At 69.4% G+C, this 18,781-nt stretch carries 11 protein-coding genes; 8 read left to right on the forward strand and 3 right to left on the reverse strand.

The window, feature by feature from the left end; genetic code table 11:
* Positions 1–58: 58 nt before the first annotated feature.
* Entirely contained in the window at positions 59–421 is a 363-nt protein-coding gene (locus I7X12_RS12100; RefSeq protein ID WP_198060338.1) for a nuclear transport factor 2 family protein, read from the forward strand.
* Between the two features lie 59 nt (positions 422–480).
* A complete protein-coding gene (locus I7X12_RS12105) occupies positions 481–2,436 on the forward strand; it encodes a bacterio-opsin activator domain-containing protein (protein WP_198060339.1) in 1,956 nt (651 codons plus the stop codon).
* Between the two features lie 51 nt (positions 2,437–2,487).
* Here I7X12_RS12105 and serS read toward each other — a convergent pair whose 3' ends face one another.
* On the reverse strand, positions 2,488–3,870 hold the full coding sequence (serS, locus tag I7X12_RS12110; protein ID WP_198060340.1) for a serine--tRNA ligase: 1,383 nt from the start codon (positions 3,868–3,870) through the stop codon (positions 2,488–2,490).
* 414 nt (positions 3,871–4,284) lie between these two features.
* On the opposite strand from serS, the gene I7X12_RS20700 reads away from it, so the two are divergent.
* The 4 genes from I7X12_RS20700 (at position 4,285) to I7X12_RS12125 (ending at position 9,378) form a co-directional block, all read left to right on the forward strand.
* On the forward strand, positions 4,285–4,419 hold the full coding sequence (locus tag I7X12_RS20700; protein ID WP_269750311.1) for a hypothetical protein: 135 nt from the start codon (positions 4,285–4,287) through the stop codon (positions 4,417–4,419).
* Positions 4,420–4,477: 58 nt separating this feature from the next.
* The gene (locus tag I7X12_RS12115; RefSeq protein ID WP_198060341.1) at positions 4,478–5,329 is read left to right on the forward strand and encodes an alpha/beta hydrolase; all 852 of its coding nucleotides are present in this window, start codon (positions 4,478–4,480) and stop codon (positions 5,327–5,329) included.
* A gap of 150 nt (positions 5,330–5,479) precedes the next feature.
* Entirely contained in the window at positions 5,480–8,332 is a 2,853-nt protein-coding gene (locus I7X12_RS12120) for a PKD domain-containing protein (RefSeq protein ID WP_198060342.1), read from the forward strand.
* Between the two features lie 131 nt (positions 8,333–8,463).
* Positions 8,464–9,378 carry an MBL fold metallo-hydrolase gene (locus I7X12_RS12125; RefSeq protein ID WP_198060343.1) on the forward strand — a complete coding sequence of 305 codons (915 nt, stop codon included), beginning with the start codon at positions 8,464–8,466 and terminating at the stop codon, positions 9,376–9,378.
* Positions 9,379–9,430: 52 nt separating this feature from the next.
* On the opposite strand, the gene I7X12_RS12130 is transcribed toward I7X12_RS12125, so the two are convergent.
* A complete protein-coding gene (locus I7X12_RS12130) occupies positions 9,431–13,696 on the reverse strand; it encodes a PAS domain S-box protein (RefSeq protein ID WP_198060344.1) in 4,266 nt (1,421 codons plus the stop codon).
* A 268-nt stretch (positions 13,697–13,964) separates the two neighbouring features.
* Here I7X12_RS12130 and I7X12_RS12135 point away from each other — a divergent pair, with 268 nt between their 5' ends.
* Entirely contained in the window at positions 13,965–14,261 is a 297-nt protein-coding gene (locus I7X12_RS12135; RefSeq protein ID WP_232342811.1) for a DUF7344 domain-containing protein, read from the forward strand.
* 417 nt (positions 14,262–14,678) lie between these two features.
* Positions 14,679–16,853: an amino acid permease gene (locus tag I7X12_RS12140; RefSeq protein WP_198060346.1), complete on the forward strand. Its 2,175-nt coding sequence runs from the start codon at positions 14,679–14,681 to the stop codon at positions 16,851–16,853.
* Positions 16,854–16,880: 27 nt separating this feature from the next.
* On the opposite strand, the gene I7X12_RS12145 is transcribed toward I7X12_RS12140, so the two are convergent.
* Complete coding sequence (locus I7X12_RS12145; protein ID WP_198060347.1) at positions 16,881–18,704, reverse strand: formate/nitrite transporter family protein; 1,824 nt, start codon at positions 18,702–18,704, stop codon at positions 16,881–16,883.
* Between the last annotated feature and the right edge of the window lie 77 nt (positions 18,705–18,781).

The following is an 18,781-nucleotide window of genomic DNA, read 5'->3' on the forward strand; positions in this document are numbered from 1 at the left end:
TCGGCGGCCGAGGTGCTCGGACCGCCGCGCTCTTGCCGCGAGGCCGTCAAGCGGAGGTATGACCGACGGCGCCGAGCGAGCGCGGGCGTACTACCGGGCGCTCGACCAGGGCGAGTACGACGCGCTCACGGCCCTGCTCGCTCCCGAATTCGTTCACGACCGGCCGGATATGCGGCTGGAGGGGCGCGAGCGCTTCGTCGAGTTCGTGCGCGAGGAGCGACCGCAGACGGACACCGACCACCGGGTCGAGGCGGTGTTCGCGGTCCGGGAAGACACGGAGAGTCGGGACGGCGAGGCCGGTGGGAGCATCGCCGTTCAGGGACGACTGCTCGCCGCCGACGGCTCGGTGATCACCGGCTTCGTCGACGTCTTCTCGCTGGACGACGCCGGGATCGACCGGATCGAGACGTACACCGACTGATCGCGGTGCGACCTGTCGCCGGGAGATATTTATATCGGCATCGATAAATCACCCCGATAATGGGTGATACGGGACAGGTATCGGTCGGATGGGAGAGCGTGGTTCGGGCCGTGCCGGGAGGGGTGGGAGTCCAGGAAGAGGAGGCGCTGGCGTACGTCTCCCCGACGTTCGCCGGGATCGTCGGCCGGAGTCGCGAGAAGTTGCGGGACAGTCCGTGGGAGTCGCTGTTCGAGCCGGGGGCCTCCGAGCGGATGCGGGCGGCGCTCGACGCGGCCCGGACCGGCGGCCGCTGGCGGGGCGAGGTGTCGATGGTTGGTGCGGGGAGAGTGCCCGTCGAGCTGTCGCTCTCCTCGCCGGCGGGGACCGACGCAGTCGTCTGGTGGCTCTCCGGACGGGACCCCGAAGCGGCGGACGAGCACGACGCCGAGACGCTCCCGCGGGGCACGTCGGCCCGGCTGGCGCGGACGGTCCTGAACACTATCGACGACGTCGTCTACGTCATCGCCGAGGACAGCAGCTTCTGGTTCTGGAACGAGCGACTCGCCGAGACGACGGGGTACAGTCACGAGGAGATCGCGGCCATGGACCCCATGGAGTTCATCCCGGAGGACCAACACGAGTACGTCCCGGGGTTGCGGGAAGCGATCGAGAGCATCGAGGACCGCCGCGTCGAGGTGGACATCCTCACCGCCGACGGGGAGCGCGTCCCCCACGAGTTCAGTGGGACGACCTTCGAGGACCCGGAGACCGGCCGTTCGTTCAGGTGCGGCGTCGCGCGCGACATCTCGGAGCGGCGCGAGCGCGAGCGGACGCTGCGACGCCAGCGTGACGAACTGGCGACGCTGAACCGCATCAACGCGCTCCTGTTCGAGACCGCCCGGGAGGCGATCCGGACGGGCAGCTGGGAGGCGGTCACGCGGGTCCTCTGCGAGCAGGTCGTGGCGTCGGAGTTCTACCGGTTCGCCTGGGTCGGCCGATTCGACCGGGGCACGGACCGGCTCGCACGCGTCGCCGCCGACGGTGTCGACGGCGGCCTCGAGACGATCCGGACCGACGGGCCGGCCGACGGTGAGGACCGTGACGTCGTGAGGCGGGCGGTGCACACCGGCGAACTCGCGGTGACGAGGCGACGGGACGGAGCCGCGTGGCGGTGGGACGAAACCGCGGTGGACGGCGGGATCGGGTCGGTCGCCGCCGTCCCGCTCGACCACGACGGAACCGTCTACGGCTGTCTCGTGCTCGGGACGGAGCGGCCGGACGCGTTCGAACCCCGCGAGCGGACCGGTCTGGAGGTGCTCGGTCGGCTCGTCGGGATCGTGTTGCACGCCGCACGGACCCAGAAGCTGCTGTTCGCGGACTCCGTCGTCGAACTCGAGTTCGAGGCGGCGCGCGGCGAGTCGCCGCTCCTCTCGGTCGGGTCCGAGCTGGACTGCACGCTGTCGCTCGACGGGTACGTTCCGGGCGGCGAGGGATGGGTCCTTTACCTGTCGACCGAGAGGCTGGCCCCGACCGAGGTGGCGAACGCCGTCGGCCAGAACCCCCGCGTCGAGACCGTGCGGGCGATCACCGGCGGCGACCGGTCGGCGCGGTTCGAGGTGGGCGTCTCCGCGTCGTCGCTCCTCGACGTCGTCACCGACGCCGGCGCCGCCGTTCGGACGGCCACCGTCACGCCGACGGAGACACGGTTCGTCGTCGAAGCCCCGATCGACGCCGACATCCGCCGGATCGTCGACCGGGTCGTCGCGGCGTTCCCGGAGGCGGACCCGCTCGCCACCCGCGAACGGAACCGCGAGCCCGTGACCGTCGGCCGGCCCGGCGGCGTCCTCGACGAGCTGACCGCCCGCCAGCGGGAGGTCCTCGAAGCCGCCTACCGGGCCGGTTACTTCGCCTGGCCGCGCGAGAGTACCGCCGAGGAGGTCGCCGATGCGCTCGGGATCGCCCCGTCGACGGTCCACGCCCACCTCCGGAAGAGCGAGGCGAACATCCTGTCGGAACTGCTCGACACCGCGGCATAGCGAGCCGTCGACTCCCGCGGACGCGCCGCGGAGCGGTCCGACCGAGCGCGCTCACTCCTTCTCGCCGGCGCCGACGGCGCTCTCGCCGACGGGTTCGTGACCGTCGATGACCGCCTGGCCGTTCATGTACGGCCGTAGCGGTTCGGGGACGGTGACGGTGCCGTCGTCGTTCTGGTAGTACTCCATGATCGCGACCATCACGCGCGGCACGGCGACCCCCGACCCGTTGAGGGTGTGGAGGTACTCGGCCGATTCGTGCCGTTCCGGTCGGTATCGGAGCCCGGCCCGCCGGGCCTGGAAGTCCTCGAAGTTCGAGACCGACGAGACCTCCAGCCAACGACCGCCCACGTCGGGACCCTCGTCCATGTCGTCGCCGGGCGCCCACACCTCGATGTCGTACTTCTTGGCCTGGGTGAACCCCATGTCGCCGGTGCACATGTCCAGTACGCGGTAGGGCAGCCCGAGTCGCTGGAGCACCTCCTCGGCTTCGCTCAGGAGGTCCTCCAGCCGGTCGTAGCTCTCCTCGGGGCGGACGAAGTTGACGAGTTCGACCTTGTTGAACTGGTGGACGCGGACGTACCCGCGGGTCTCGGTGCCGTGTTCGCCAGCTTCACGGCGGAAATTGGGCGAGAACGCCTGGTGTTTCAGGGGGAGGTCGTCGTCGAGCAGGATCTCGTCGCGGTACATGTTGGTGACCGGCACCTCCGCAGTGGGGAGCAGCCACAGGTCGTCGTCGTCGTAGTCGTCGTCCTGGCGGGCCTCCACGCGGTAGGCGTCCTCGGCGAATTTGGGGAGCTGGCCGGTCCCGCGCATCGACGCGGAGTTGACCGGGATCGGCGGGGACACCTCGACGTAGTCCTGTTCCTCGTGGACGTCGAGGAAGAACTGGATCAGCGCCCGTTCGAGTTTGGCGCCGTCGCCCTTGACGAACTGGAAGCCCCCGCCCGACACTTTCGCGCCGCGCTCGAAGTCCAAGATATCGAGCTCCTCGCCCAGGTCGTAGTGTGGAGTCACGTCGTCGGGGTCGACCCGCAGGTCGTCGAAGCCCTCGCGGTAGCGCTCGACGTTGTCGCTCTCGTCCTCGCCCGTGGGGACCGACTCGTGGGGGACGTTCGGGATCGTCAGGAGGCGCTCCTCTAGTTCCGTCTGGAGTTCGTCCGCGCGGTCCTCGACGTCCTGAAGCTCGTCTTTGAGTTCCTGGGAGCGCTCGATGGCCTCCTGGGCCTCTTCGTCTCTCCCTTCCTGTTTCAGCTCGCCGATCCGACTGGAGACCTCGTTGCGCTCGTGGCGGAGGCTGTCGCCGTGGGCCTTCAGTTCGCGCCACTCCTCGTCCATCTCGAGGATATCGTCCAAGTCGACGCCCGTGACGCCCTTGCGCTCGATGGCGTCGCGGACCCGTTCGGGGTTCTCCCGAACGAACTGCCTGCTTAACATGGTCGGCGCTTCTCGATGGAGGGAAGTAGGCGTGTCGGTCCGATGTGGATCGGTCTCGGTGTGGAGCGGTGAGAACGGAACAACGGTGAACGCGACCGCCGCTCGAACTGGACCGCAGAACAGCGTGAAAGCCCCCGCCGTCTCGGCTCCCGGGACTCGCTGCGCTCCTCGGCTCACTCCGTTCGCCTGCGGTGCTTACGTCGTCTGGGTTCGCCGAGACGGCGGCCCCTTTCATTCCCGCCCGCACAGACCGACCGGTCAGCCGACACGGGTGGGAATGAAAGGGGCGACGCGTTCGACGACGGCCGACGACGCAAGCACTGCAGCGAACGCAGTGAGCGAAGCGCGCAGCGAGGCGCCCGAGTCGAACGCGTCGGGGCTTTCACGCTGTTCGCGGTCGTGGAGTTGGCGGTCGTGGAGTTGGCGGTCGTGGAGTTGGCGGTCGTGGAGTTGGCGGTCGTGGAGTTGGCGGTCGTAGAGTTGGCGGTCGTGGAGTTGGCGGTCGTGGAGTTGGCGGTCGTGGCAGTCGCGATCAGAGGGATCGCATGAGGAACCGATACACATCGGAACGATACCCGTTTGTACGCAGAGCCGTAGGCACAGACACATGACCGAGCCGTCGACGATCGAGTTGCCGGACGGCCGAACGCTGTCGTACGCCGAGTACGGCGACCCCGAGGGGACGCCCGTGTTCGCCTTCCACGGCGTCATCGGGTCGCGACTGATGTGGTCGCTGTGTGACGACGAGGCCCGCGAACGCGACGTCCGCCTGATCGCACCCGACCGCCCGGGCTTCGGCGCGTCGTCGTTCCATCGCGACCGGCGACTGCTCGATTGGCCGGCGGACGTGACCGCGCTGGCCGATTCGCTGGGCGTCGACCGCTTCGGGGTGACTGGGTTTTCGGGGGGCGGCCCCCACGCGATGGCCTGTGCCCACGCCGTGCCGGAGCGCGTGCGCGGCGTCTCGCTGGTGAGCACGGTGACGCCGCCGGAGACGCGTGACCACGCGAACCCGTTCAACGAGGCGGTGCTGTCTGCGACGCGGTTCGTCCCGGGGTTCTCCCAGGCGGCGTTCGCGTCGTCGGCGTGGCTGGCGGACAACGCCTGGCCGCAGTTCCGCACGGCGCTGAAAGTCGGGTCGCCGCCCGAGGACCGGGCGATATTCGACGGGCCGGCGGGCGAGACGCTGTTCGCCGACGGCGCCGAGGCGTTCCGCAACGGCTCCCGCGGGCCGGCCCACGACCTCCCGCTGGTCGGGAACGATTGGGGGTTCGACGCTCGCGACTGTCCCCACGACGTGGCCCTCTGGCACGGGCGGAGCGACGCGACGGTCGGTCCCGACCTGGCGCGGGCGTTCGGCGACCTGCTCCCCGGGGCGGACCTCTATCTCGGCGACGGCGCCCACTACTCGACGTACGTCGACAACCGCGGGGCAATTTTGGACGCCGCGGCGGAGTAGGTGCCACGCAATCGCCGCCTGCAGCGGTATCGGGTAAAGTGACCGCCAGCTTTACTACCGATACTTGATCTTTTGTCCGGTAGTGATCCATCCGTGACGGGATTGTGTCCGGGACGAAGCGATTCTGTTAGTGTTCTCGTCGTGTTGCTCGTGTTCACCAGCGCGGTCGGCGGCGTCGTCGTGGGGGCAGCGGGTGCCGCGGACGCGAGTAGCGCCGAAACGGCGGACTACCGGATGGACGTGACCGGGACGCTCACTACCGGTGACTGGTACGTCGACCGGTTCGGATACCACGACAACTACACGTTCTACGGGGAGAGCGGAGACAACGTCACCGCCGCGCTCCGCCAGACCGTCGGTGAGGACGAGAACGTACAGGAGCTGCAGCTGTGGTTGGTCGCGCCGAGCGGTGAGATCGAGACGAGCGAATCGCTGCGTCTCAAGTACGACCCCTACCAAAACATCAGCGTCGACACTGCTCTCGACGAGACTGGCACATATACGCTCGTGGCAGGGACGACGAACGACGACCCGAACTTCGATTACCGGCTCCGGCTCCGTGAGCGACTCGCGACGGCCGATACCGTCGCCTACGGCGACAGAGTCGATGGCGCGGTCACCGCGACCGACGCCTTCTCCGACGGGGCCGGGACCGGCGGCGACGACCTCCCCGTGCTTCGAGGGTACCACGACGTCTACGCCTTCGACGGGGTCGAAGGCGACAACGTCACCGCCGAGCTTCGCCAGACCGTCGGCGAGGACGAGACGGCCGAGCGGCTCGTACTCAAGATGATCGCGCCCAGTGGGGAGGTCGAGACGGTCGAACAGCTCGACATCGAGTACGACCCCTACCAGAACATCAGCGTCGACACCTCCCTCGACGAGACCGGCACCTATAGGCTGGTCGTCACAGGCGGGACGGTTACGGGAACCTTCGATTACGAGTTGCGCTTCCACCGCCCGTTCGAACCGAACGAGGCGATCGCCTACGGTGACCGGGTCTCCGGTGCGATCACGAAATCGGACGCCTTCTCGGTGTACTCGGGGAGTGACCGCGACGACATCCCCGTGCTCGAGGGGTACCACGACGTCTACACGTTCGAGGGCGAGGTCGGCGAGAACGTCACCGCCGAGCTTCGCCAGACCACCGGGACGGACGAGCCCGCCGAGCCGATCCTGCTGAAACTGGTGGGGCCCGACGGCGGGATCGAAGCGGTCGACCAGCACGACCTCGAGTACGATGCCTACCAGAACGTCAGTGTCGACACTTCCCTCGACGCAAACGGCACTTACCGGCTCGTGGTCTCCAGCGCGCGAGTCACCGACACCTTCGATTACGAGTTGCGCTTCCACCGTCCGTTCGAACCGAACGAGGCGATCGCCTACGGCGACCGGGTCTCCGGTGCGATCACGAAATCGGACGCGTTCTCGGTGTACTCGGGGAGCGACCGCGACGACATCCCCGTGCTCGAGGGGTACCACGACGTCTACACGTTCGAGGGCGAGGTCGGCGACAACGTTACCGCCGAGCTCCGCCAGACCACCGGGACGGACGAGCCCGCCGAGCCGATCCTGCTGAAACTGGTGGGGCCCGACGGCGGGATCGAAGCGGTCGACCAGCACGACCTCGAGTACGATGCCTACCAGAACGTCAGTGTCGACACTTCCCTCGACGCAAACGGCACTTACCGGCTCGTGGTCACCAGCGCGCGAGTCACGGACACCTTCGACTACCAGTTGCGCCTCCACCGCTCGCTGGCGACGGGGGATTCGCTGGCGTACGGTGACCGGGTCTCCGGTGCGATCACGAAATCGGACGCGTTCTCGGTGTACTCGGGGAGCGACCGCGACGACATCCCCGTGCTCGAGGGGTACCACGACATCTACACGTTCGAGGGCGAGGTCGGCGAGAACGTCACCGCCGAGCTCCGCCAGACCACCGGGACGGACGAGCCCGCCGAGCCGATCCTGCTGAAGCTGGTAGCACCGAGCGGCGAGGTCGAAGCCGTCGAACAACACGACCTCGAGTACGACCCCAACCTGAACATCAGTCTCGACTCCTCGCTCGACGAGACCGGCATCTACCGGCTCGTGGTCACGAGCGCGGAAGTGACCGACACCTTCGACTATCGACTCCGGCTCCACGAACGCCTGGCGACGAACGAGACGCTCGCCTACGGCGACCGGGTCACTGGCGCGGTCACCACCGCCGACGACTTCTCCGACGTCGACGGGACCGACGACGGACTCCCGACGCTCGACGGCTACCACGACGTCTACGCCGTCGAGGGTGAGGCGGGCGAGAACGTCAGCGCGGTACTCGAACAGACCGGGAGCGGTTCCGCCGAAGCGATCACGCTGAAACTGGTCGCGCCGAGCGGCGACCTCGAAGCCGTCGACCAGTACGACCTCCAGTACGACAGCGACAACAGCGTCGGCGTCGACACCGCCCTCGAAGAGACGGGGCGGTACAAGCTGGTCGTCGAGGGGATACAACTCACGGACACGTTCGAGTACGCGCTGAACGTGACCGGTCCTGCCCCCGAACCGACGACGCCGCCGACCGCGGCGCTGTCGGTCTCGCCGGCGACCGCGACGGTCGGCGAGACAGTGACCTTCGAGGCCGAAGCGTCGACGGACACCGACGGCTCGGTCGTCGAGTACGCCTGGGACTTCGACGGCGACGGGACGGTCGACCGGACGACGACGACGGCGACGGTGACACACGACTACGGAGCCAGCGGCGACTACGCCGCGAGCGTGACCGTCACCGACGGCGACGGGCTAACGGATTCGACGAGCGAGACGGTCACGGTCGAAGCCGCGAACCAGATCCCGGACGATGCAGTCTACGAACCGGGAAGTGTCGCCGCCGAGTTCGACGCCGACACCGACGGCCGAATTAGCATCGGTGAACTCGCGACAGCGGCAGAGACCTTCGCGTCCGGCGAACTCCGGATCTCCGGACTCGCGACGATAGCGGAAGCGTTTGCCGCCAGCTGACTGTCGTCCACGGCGACGGGCGAGTCGCCGGCCAGGAGACCATCCCCGTCGCCGACGTGACCGCGCCGTTCAACGCGATCGCTGGACAGCCCGACGCGAACGCTTTTGCGCACGGCAGTCGCCTATCGAACATGGCCATCGGCGACGTATCGGCGGTGACGGTCGGCGACTGCACGGACCTCTCCTTCGTCGACACGGGGATGTACGACACCGAGGCGTACGGCGCGGTGTACCTGATCGACGACGAGCGGCCCGCGCTGGTCGACACCGGCATCGGGACCGACTACGAGCGTGTCCTCGATCTCGTTCGCGAGGCGGGTCTCGACCCCGAGGACGTCGAGGTGATCGCGCTGACGCACGTCCACCTCGACCACGCGGGCGGGGCGGGCTTTCTCGTCGAGGAATGCCCGAACGCCGAGGTGTACGTCCACCCGGTCGGCGCGCCCCACGTCGCCGACCCCGAGCGGCTGTGGGAAGGGACGAAGTCGGCTGTCGGCGAGCAGATCGAGTTCTACACCGAACCGGAGCCGGTTCCCGAAGAACGGATCGTCGAGATCGAGGGCGGCGACGCGATCGACCTGGGCGACCACGCCCTCGAAGTCCATCACGCGCCGGGCCACGCGCCCCATCAGGTCGTCTTCCACGACCCCGAAAACGACGCGGTCTTCACCGCGGACGCGGCGGGCATCTACGCGCCGAGCCGCGACGAGGTCTTCCCGACGAGCCCGCCGCCGAACTTCGACCCCGAGGGGTGCCAGGACGACATCGACACCCTGCAGGATATCGACCCCGCGGTGCTGTGTTACGCCCACTTCGGGCCGGTCGCGACGGGCGACAAACTCGACCGCTACGCCGACGTGCTCGACTCGTGGGTCGAGGCCGTCGCCGAGAAGCGGGCCGAACTGGGCGACGACGCGGCGGTCGTCGACTACTTCGTCGCCGAGGCCGACGCCGAACGGTCGGTCTGGGGCGCCGAGAAAGCCGACGCCGAGGTGGCGATGAACGTCCGGGGCGTGTTGAGGGCACTGGACCGACGCGAGGAGTGAGTCGCCGGGCGGGAGCGGACGATCCGCCGCTGGACCTGTCGCGGTCCCTCGTTCAGTCCGCGTTTCCATCGAAGAGGCCGCCGAACACCTTGCCCTCTGCCTTCCGGAGGTGCTGGTGGAAGGTGGGCGGGGAGACCTGTAGCGACTCGGCCACGTCCTCGCCGGAGGCGTCGCGGGGCCACTCGAAGAAGCCGGCGTGATACGCGGCTTCGAGCGTGGTCCGCTGGCGGTCGGTGAGTCCTTCCAGCAGCGACCGCGTCGGACGTGCGCGGGCGTCGTCCGTGGTCACTTGCTGGCGGCGGAGCATCTCCGCTTCGGGGTAGGCCTCGGTCACGGCGTCGATCACGCGGCGCACGTCCGTGTTCGGCGAGACGTGCAGCGCCATCCGGTAATCGCCGTCCTCGACGACGGCTCCCTGGACGGAGCCGCCGAGCGACGCGAGCGTCGACAGGACGGGCGGTTCGACCATCCGGAGTTCGAAGCCGCGTTCGCCGTCGCGCTCGGCGTCGGCCTCCTGGAAGGACACGTCGGTCCAGTGGGGGTGGTGTTCGACGAGGTCGCCGAGCGTGCCGACCGCCTCGGGCGAGGTCGTCCCGTAGACGAGGAACTCGTCGTCGGCCACGGAGACGACGTGGTCGAACGAGAACCGCCCCTCGGGCTGCTCGGGGAGGTCGAGCACCTCGAAGAAGTCGGTGATCTGGAACTCGAGTTCGACCACCTCGTCCGAGAGCAGCGCCTGCTTGCGCTCGGCGGCGGCGATTGCGTGGCCGACGACCTCGCCGAGCTGGGCCAGAACGGCCCGCTCCTGGGCCTCGAAGGCGTCGGGGCGGCCGGCGTAGACGTTCAGGACGCCGTAGGTCGTCCCCTCGTGGACGATCGGGATCGCCGCCGACGACCGGACGCCGTAGCTGTCGACGCGCTCGCGCCAGGGGTCGTGGCTGTCGCTGGTCTGGACGTCCTGGGTGACCTGCACCGCACCCGTGCGGAACGCGCGGCCGGTCGGGCCGCCGCTGCGCTCGTCGTCCGGGTCGACGGAGATCGTGATCCCGTCGAGGTACCCGTCGGTCCCGGCCTTCGCGCGCGCCTCGACGGTCCGGTCGGCAGTGTCGACCTCGCCGATCCAGGCGAACCGGTAGGAATCGGCCGCGGCGAGGTGTTCGCACACCGTCCGTTCGATCTCCTCGCGGGTCGACTGGTCGACGACGGCGTCGGTGATCCCGTTGACGACCTCGTTGAGGCTGTTGAGCGCCGCCAACTGCTCGCGCTGGTGGACGAGCCGTTCCTCGTAGCGGTTGCGGTCGATCGCCGTCGCCAGCACCGTCGCGACCGACCGGACGAAGTTCACGTCCTGCCGGGACACACTCCCGGACTCGGTGTCGTGGGTTGCGAGGATCCCCCACGGCCCCGCCGACGATTCGACCACCACGCTGATCCCCGAGCGAACGTCGTGGTCGCACAGCAGGTCCGGGCCGCCGAACCGGTTCTCGCTCCGCAGGTCCTCGACGACGACCGGGTCACCAGACCGGAGCGTGTACGCCGCCTGGGAACCCTCGGCGACCGCCGAGACGGTCGCCTCGCCGACGAGCCCCTCGTCCCACCCGACCCCCTGGCGGAGCAGCAGTTGCTCGCCGTCCTCGTCCAACTCGAGCACTTTGCAGTAGTCGTCCCCGAGCGTCGTCGCGACCTCCTCGACCGCCTCGGCCATCAGCGCGTCCAGATCGCGCTCTTCGAGGGCGCGCTGGCCCAGGTCGGTGACGACCGCTTGCTGGCGGATCCGCCGCTGGAGTTCCCGCTCGCGTTCGAGGCGCTCGGAGATGTCCCGGACGACGCCACAGCGACCGGTGCCGTCGCCGTAGGGGAACGGCTCGAAGCGTGTCTCGACCGGGACGGCGGTGCCGTCCTCGCGGTGGAGCTCGAACTCGATGGTCGCCGCCTCGCGTTCGTCCGCCGCGACCGCTTCGGCCCGTTCCTCGACGACGGGCGCGTACTCTTCGTCGTAGATCGCCGACGCTTCCAGCCCCAGCAACTCCTCGCGGTCGTAGCGCAGCAGCTCGCAGAACGCCTCGTTGACGAGGACGAACCGCCCGTCGTCGTCGAGCGCGTAGATGCCGTCGTCGACCGTCTCGACGATCCGCTCGTACTGTTCGAGCTCGCGCTCGCGCTCCTTGCGCTCGGTGATGTCGCGGACGACGGCGATACGCTCGCGGCCCGAGTCGACCACCCCGTCCGGGCCCGCGTCGGCGTTCATCAGCGAGAAGGTCGCCTCGCCGATCCACGCCTCGCCGTCGGGGCCGGTCAGCGTCGCCTCCAGCGTCGCCGTCGCCCGCTCGTCGACCGCGAGGGCGTCTTCCAGCCGCTTCGCCGCGGCCATCGTCTCCTCGTCGACGACCGTCGAGACGTGGTCGCCGACCAGCGACTCGGGGTCACTGCCGACCATCGCCGCGTAGGTCTCGTTGACCTGCGTGAAGTGGCCGTCCTCGTCGACGGTGTAGATGCCGTCGTCGACCGTCTCGACGATCCGCTCGTAGCGTTCGAGCTCCCGCTCGCGGGCCTTGCGCTCGGTCACGTCGCGGAAGTACACCGAGAGGCCGCTCTCGGAGGGGTGGGCCGACACCTCGAACCAGGCCTCGAGTGGCGCGAAGTACGCCTCGAAGGCGACCGACTCGCCGGTCTCCCGGGCGCGCTCGTAGTGCGTCTGGAAGGTCGACCCGACGGCCGCCGGAAAGGCGTCCCAGACGTTCCGACCGACGAGTTCGTGCCGGTCGCGGTCGAGGAGTTCCGCGGCCCGGTCGTTGACGTAGGTGAACCGCCACCGTTCGTCGAGCGCGTAGAACGCGTCGTCGATCCGTTCGAGCACCTCGTCGAGCTCGGATTCCAGGTCCGCTCGACGGCGTTCGAGCCGCTGGGCCTGCGTCTTGAGCTGGGTCACGTCCTCCGCGGAGACGACGACGCGAGAGACGCCGTCGTCGTCGGTCAGCGGGACGGCGTCGATCGAGAGCCACCGCTCGCCGTGGTCCGGGAGGTCGAACCGACCGACCCAGTCTCTGACCGGCTCGCCCGTCCGGAGCGGCCGCTCGTAGGGCCGCTCGCCCGGCGGGACCGCCTCGCCGTCCTCGTCGAAGACGGTGCCCGCGGGGAGGGTGCCGGATTCGAGACTGGCCGAGGGCTCGATCCCGAGCAGTCGCCTGGTCCGGTCGTTCATCCTGACGGGCTCGCCGTCTCCGTCGAGGACGGCGACCCCGACCGGGATGGCGTCGAAGACCCGTTCGAGCAGGTCTCGCTCGCGCTGGAGCCGTCGCTCGAACTCGCGGCGCTCGGTCATGTCGCGGGTGACCTTCGCGAACCCCTCGACGTCGCCGTCGTCGTCGTAGATCGCCGTGAGCGTCACGTTCGCCCAGAAGCGCGTCCCGTCGGCTCGCACGCGCCAGCCCTCGTCCTCGATCCAGCCCCGCTCGGCCGCCGCCGCGAGGTTCCGCTCGGGGACCCCCGCCTCGCGGTCGGCCTCGGTGTAGAACGTCGAGACCTCCTCCCCGACGATCGCCTCGGCGTCGTACCCCTTCAGGCGTGTCGCGGCCGGGTTCCACGTTTGCACGCGGCCGTCGGCGTCCAGGCGGAAGATCGCGTACTCCTCGACGGCGTCGACGAGCGACTCGAACTGGTCGCGCCGGTCGCGCCGAGTCAGCTCCGCCCGCTTGCGCTCGGTCACGTCCACGTACAGCTCCACCCGACCGCCCGCGTAGGCGCCCGACTCGATCGGCCGACTCCGGTGTTCGAGCCATCGCTCCTCGCGGCCGTCGGTGGGCGTGACGTGACACTTGAAGCGCTCCTCGCCGACGGCCTCGTCGTCCGTCGAGCGGACTCGGTCGGTGAACGCCTCGGCGTCTTCGACGACCGGCGCGATCCGTTCCTCGAGCAGGGCCCGTTCGTCCCGACCGATCGCGTCCGCCCGGTCGAGCCCGAAGTAGCGCTCGACGGCGTCGTTGACCCACCGCACCTCGCAGTCGGCGTCGAGGACGAGCACGCCCACGTCGACCGTCCGAAACACGTCGGTGACGAGCGACTCCGCCGCCGCCGGCCAGTCCGGCTCCGCGGCTTCGGTGACGACCGGATCCGGGATCCGCCACCACACGCGAGCGCTCGCCCCGACTTTCTTCGTCCGGAGGTGACCGGCCTCGACCAGCCGGTCGAGCCGGTCGTACGTGCTCCGCCGACCCAGATCGAGGCGGTCGGCGACCTCGCTCGTCGTCCGCGGCTCCCCGCCCCCGTCGAACGCCGCGAGCGTCTCCCGGAGACTCTCTGTCAGCCCGTGCGATTCCATTACCACATCGAGGGTCGGCCACCACTACAACCTTCCGCCGGCGGAGCCGCCGACCGATCGCGACGGATCAGTAGCCGATCCGTATCGCGATATCGAACGAAACTACGCCGCCGGTGGCCCTGACAGCGTCGCTCCCCCATCCGCGGAGTGGCGGACCTAATTACTTCTAGCGATCCCTTACCGGGGCGGGAGGAGTCGGTACTGGTACGCCCGACGGAGACCACAGATGTCCCAGCCCACACCCCAAACGACGGACGACGACCGAGCCGTGATCGACCTCTGCGCAGACGAGCGCCACGACCTCTTGGCGGTCGAGCGGCGCCGCGTGGTCCTCGAGGCGCTCGTGGACCGCGAGGAGCCGGTCGCACTCGCGGACCTCGCAGAGTGGGTCGCCGCCCGCGAGACGGATGCGGCGACTCCGGGCGAAGACGCGACCGAACGGGTCGCCGTCTCGCTTCACCACGTCCACCTGCCGCGGATGGATGACCTGGGTGTGCTCGACTACGACGTCGCCACGAATCGCGTCGAAGCCGCCGACGACCTCGCCGTCTCTCGGTCGTCGTGAACCCGCCGGCGTCGCCCACGCTCGGCACTCAGTCGGAAGCAAACCGCCGCGACCCGTGACGGCGCTCTGCCCGAACTACGGGAGGGCCGGCGTCGAACACACCGACAGGTGCCACGGGAGCGAGAGCGCGGTCACACTGGCGGTTTCCTGTCCGGAGTGTGGCCACGACTGGACGGTCTCGCCGTAGGCGTTCCGCGCGTCCAACGGCGGTCACGTCAGTCCTGCGCCGATCCGTACGCTTATCGGGACAGCCACCTACGACCCACGCGAGAACACAGTGACCGTCGCCACCAGTCCCGACTGGGACGCTTCTCGACCCCGGTGTCGACACCCCGCGTTCGGACCCGACGGACCGCCGAGTCCGTCGCTCGCGGGCGAACTGCGGCGACGAGACCGCACGGGCGGGATCGCGGCCAGATGAAGTCGCTGGAACGCGACCTGGGCCTCCCCACGGTACTCGCGATCAGCATCGGCGCGATGATCGGGAGCGGTATCTTCATCCTCCCGGCGCTGGCGCTGGAGACCGCGGGGCCGTCGGTCGTGCTCGCGTACCTGCTGGCGGGCGTGCTCGTGCTGCCGGCCGCCCTCTCGAAGTCGGAGATGGCGACGGCGATGCCCGAGGCCGGCGGGACGTACATCTACATCGAGCGCGGGATGGGGCCGCTGCTCGGAACGATCGCCGGCGTCGGGACGTGGTTCTCCCTGGCGTTCAAGGGCGGGTTGGCCCTGGTCGGTGGCGTCCCCTACTTGCTGATCGCCTTCGACCTGCCGGTCAAGCCCGTCGCGCTCGCGCTCGCGGCCCTGCTCATTCTCGTCAACCTCTTCGGGGCGAAACAGACCGGCCGCCTGCAGGTCGTCATCGTGACGATCATGCTCGCGGCGCTGTCGTGGTTCGTCCTCGGGAGCGCGCCGAGCGTCCAGCAGGCGAACTTCGAGCCGTTCTTGACGGACGGCGCGGGCGGGCTGCTGGCCGCGACCGGGCTCGTGTTCGTCTCCTACGCCGGCGTGACGAAGGTCGCCAGTATCGCCGAGGAGGTCGAGAACCCGGACCGGAACATCCCGCTGGGCATCCTGGGGTCGCTCGGGTTCACGACGCTGTTGTACGTGCTGATCGTCGCGATCATGGTCGGCGTCACCGACGCGGGCGTGGTCGCCGACTCGAACGTTCCCGTGGCCGACGCCGCCCGGGTAACGGTCGGCACGCTCGGCGTCGGCGCGGTCGTCGTCGCGGCCGTCCTCGCCCTGGTTTCGACGGCCAACGCCGGCATCCTCTCCTCGTCGCGATACCCCTTCGCGATGGCGCGCGACGGCCTGGTCCCCGAGTCGCTGGCCGCCGTCAGCGAGCGCTTCGGGACGCCCGCGACCTCGATCACGCTCACCGGCGCGGTGTTGCTCGCGCTGATCGCCTTCGTCCCGATCCGCGAGATCGCCAAGCTCGCCAGCGCCTTCCAGATCCTCGTGTTCATCCTGATCAACGTCACCATCGTCGCCTTCCGCAAGGGAAAGGCCGACTACGACCCCAGCTTCGAGTCGCCGCTGTACCCGTGGACGCAGGTGTTCGGCGTCCTCGGTGGGCTCGTGCTCATCACGCAGATGGGAGGAACGGCGATCCTGGGCGCGGTCGTCATCACGGTCGGGAGCGCCGTGTGGTACGCCGCCTACGCCCGCCCGCGGGTCCAGCGCGAGGGCGCGGCGACGGACGTGGTCCGCCGCCGGGTCGGCGAGGACGTCCTCGCCGAGACCGAGGACGCCATGACCGGCGAGACCTACGAGGTCCTCGTCGCGCTCACCTCGGAGGTGTCTCGCGAGCGCGAGGCGGCACTGTTGCGGATGGCCGCCGACGTCGTCCGGCCTCACGACGGTCGGGTCGTCGTCGTCTGGTTCGAGGAGGTGCCCGACCAGGCGCCCCTGGAGACCGCGACCGAGACCCAATCGCCCGCGGAGGTCCGCTTCGAGGAGCAGACCGACGACCTCGCGGTCGACCTCGACGTCGACGTCGACGTGGGCGAGATCGTCAGCCACGACACGAAACACGCGATCGTCAACTTCGCCGAGCACCGCCGCGTCGACACGGTCCTCGCAGAGCACGAGCGGCTCCGCTTGCGGTCGCGCCTCGTCGGCGACCCCATCGACTGGGTGGTTCGCCACGCCCCCTGTGACGTGTTGCTCGTCCACGACGAGGGGTACGACCGGCCCGAACTGATCGAACTCGTCGGCGACGGGGGGCCGTTCGACCCCGACCAGGTCGCCGTCACCGAAGCGATCGCGACCCAGAACGGCAGCGAGGTGTGTCTCGGCTACCCCGAGACCGACGACAGCCCCGCGCAGCGCGAGCGGACCATCGAGGAGTACCGCGAGCGGCTGGCCGAACTGCTGTCGGTCCCGGTCCGGACGCCCTCCGACCCGGCCACCGACGGCGGCTCCGACCGGCCCGACCTCAGGATCCGGCGGGGCGCCGACCACCGGCTCCGGGGCGCGCTGTTCGACCGCGAGCAGACCCGGCCGCCGACCTGCACGGAGATAACGGTGTACTCCCACGAGTCGGCACAGCCCGGACTCGTCCGTCGGTTCTTCGAACGGGTCGTCTTCTGAGCGGGGCCGTTCGGTCGCCCCGTCGCCTCACCTGTCCGACCCTTCGCCGCTCTTGTCCCGTCGCCCGCTCCCGAACAGCCGGTCGACCAGCGGCCGGTCGGTGGGTCGTTCGGCGAACAGCACGGACGCGTCGACGTCGTTGACCACGTCGAGATGCAGCGAGTCGGTGACGAGCCGCGAGATCATCCCCCGCTCGGTCGCCCCGAGCAACACCATCGTGTGGTCGTCGGCCGCCGCCTCGATCGCCGCCTCGATGTCCCCGGAGTCGTCGACGATCGCGGCCGCGTCGCCCAGGTCGTGCGCCGCGCCCCACCGCTCGAGGAACCGCTGGCCCGCCTCGCGTTCGTCGGGGCCGTCGACGACGTGCAGTAGCGACACCTCGGCCCCGGCGTCCGTCCGGAGGGCGCGTGCGACCTCGGCGCTGAGGTCCGAGTCCGGGCCGCCCGCGGTGGGCAGCAACACCCGCGAGCAGTCCAGTCCGCGGTCCTTGACGACGAGGAAGTCACAGGGCAGGCGGTTGGTCAGCTCGTCCAGCGGGCGCTCGGCGCGGGCGGCGTTCCACAGGCGACCCTGTCCCCAGCCCATCAACGCCAGGTCCGGGCGGGTGCGCCGCGCCCGGTCGAACACCTCCTCGAACGACCGCGAGGAGACGATGGTCGACGTCTCGAAGGCCACGTCCTCGCGGTCGACCTGCTGTTCCAGATCCGCCATGAGCCGCTCGGACTCCCGGGTGATCCGGGTGCGGTCGCCGTCGTCGAGCGGACGATTCGACGGTGCCTGGACGATGTGGAGCGCGTGGACGGTGCCTTTCTCGCGCGTGCTCGCCAGTGCACAGGCGAACTCGACCAGCCGGGTCTCGGTCCGCGGGTTCGCGATCGGGACGAGGATCCGGTAGGAGTCGGGGTCGCGGACGAACTCCTCCAGCGTGTCGACCAGCGGCACGTACGACCGCCCGGCGAGGTTGCCCAGCAGCATCTCCCGGACCGACAGCCGTCGGACGTTCTCGAACTGCTCGATCTCCAGGCGGCGCTCGCTGGTCTGGTAGTAGTTGACGACCGTGACCAGCAGGATGCCGCCCAGCGTGTTGCCCAGCAGGACGGGGATCACGAACTCGGTGAGCCCGACGACCAGCGCGAGGTCGCCGGCCAGCATCGTGTACACCACCTCGGTGAAGGAGACGACGACGTGGAAGAGGTTGCCCAGCGGGATCGCCAAAAACGCCATGTAGACGACGGCGATCCGGGAGATGGTGTCCCGAGCTGCGAAGTCCATCCAGACGACGCCGGCGACGATCAGCCCGGCGAAGGCGGCCTTGAAAAAGAGGGCGGTGACCGGCGTCTCGACGCCGTTCTGTGCGAGTCCGAGGGCGTACTCCGCGGCGGCCGGCTCGAAGACGCCGCCGTAGGCGAGCACGACCGCGCCGACGGCGCCGCCGGCGAAGTTGCCCGCGAGGACGATCAGCCAGTGGCGCACCAGCGCCGGGAGGCTGGCCAGCCGCTCAAGGGTCAGCGCGACCGGCGGCAGCGTGTTCTCGGTGTAGAGCTGGTAGCCGCCGATGATGATGTAGACGAATCCGAGCGGGTAGAGCAACACGGCCAGCACCGGCGACTCGGTCGACGCCGACAGCGAGGCGTACAACAGGAAGGTGATCGTGATCGCGAACCCACCGGCGACGCCGCTGAAGAACAGCTCGCGGAAGCCGGACGTGATCTCGTGGTCGGCGTCGGCGACGATCCGCTGGAACACTTCGTCCGAGGAGAACCGACCGGGCACGACCTCGCCCGTCTCGGGGACGCTCTCCTCGGACTCCGTCTTGCGGCTCGTCGGCGACTCGGGGTCGGCGTCGGCCATCACTCACACGGCCAGGGCCGACGGCAAAGAGGTTTGTCTCTCCGCGGAGCGACGCCCCGACCGCTCGGAGGGTCGAG

Source organism: Halosimplex litoreum (assembly GCF_016065055.1).
Taxonomy (GTDB): domain Archaea; phylum Halobacteriota; class Halobacteria; order Halobacteriales; family Haloarculaceae; genus Halosimplex; species Halosimplex litoreum.

Excerpts from the sequence above, each read along its gene's own strand:
- I7X12_RS12145 (WP_198060347.1), bottom strand. The coding sequence starts at position 18,704 with ATGGCCGACGCCGACCCCGAGTCGCCGACGAGCCGCAAGACGGAGTCC.
- I7X12_RS12115 (WP_198060341.1), top strand. The coding sequence starts at position 4,478 with ATGACCGAGCCGTCGACGATCGAGTTGCCGGACGGCCGAACGCTGTCG.
- I7X12_RS12100 (WP_198060338.1), top strand. The coding sequence starts at position 59 with ATGACCGACGGCGCCGAGCGAGCGCGGGCGTACTACCGGGCGCTCGAC.
- I7X12_RS12130 (WP_198060344.1), bottom strand. The coding sequence starts at position 13,696 with ATGGAATCGCACGGGCTGACAGAGAGTCTCCGGGAGACGCTCGCGGCG.
- I7X12_RS12140 (WP_198060346.1), top strand. The coding sequence starts at position 14,679 with ATGAAGTCGCTGGAACGCGACCTGGGCCTCCCCACGGTACTCGCGATC.
- I7X12_RS12105 (WP_198060339.1), top strand. The coding sequence starts at position 481 with ATGGGTGATACGGGACAGGTATCGGTCGGATGGGAGAGCGTGGTTCGG.
- serS (WP_198060340.1), bottom strand. The coding sequence starts at position 3,870 with ATGTTAAGCAGGCAGTTCGTTCGGGAGAACCCCGAACGGGTCCGCGAC.
- I7X12_RS12125 (WP_198060343.1), top strand. The coding sequence starts at position 8,464 with ATGGCCATCGGCGACGTATCGGCGGTGACGGTCGGCGACTGCACGGAC.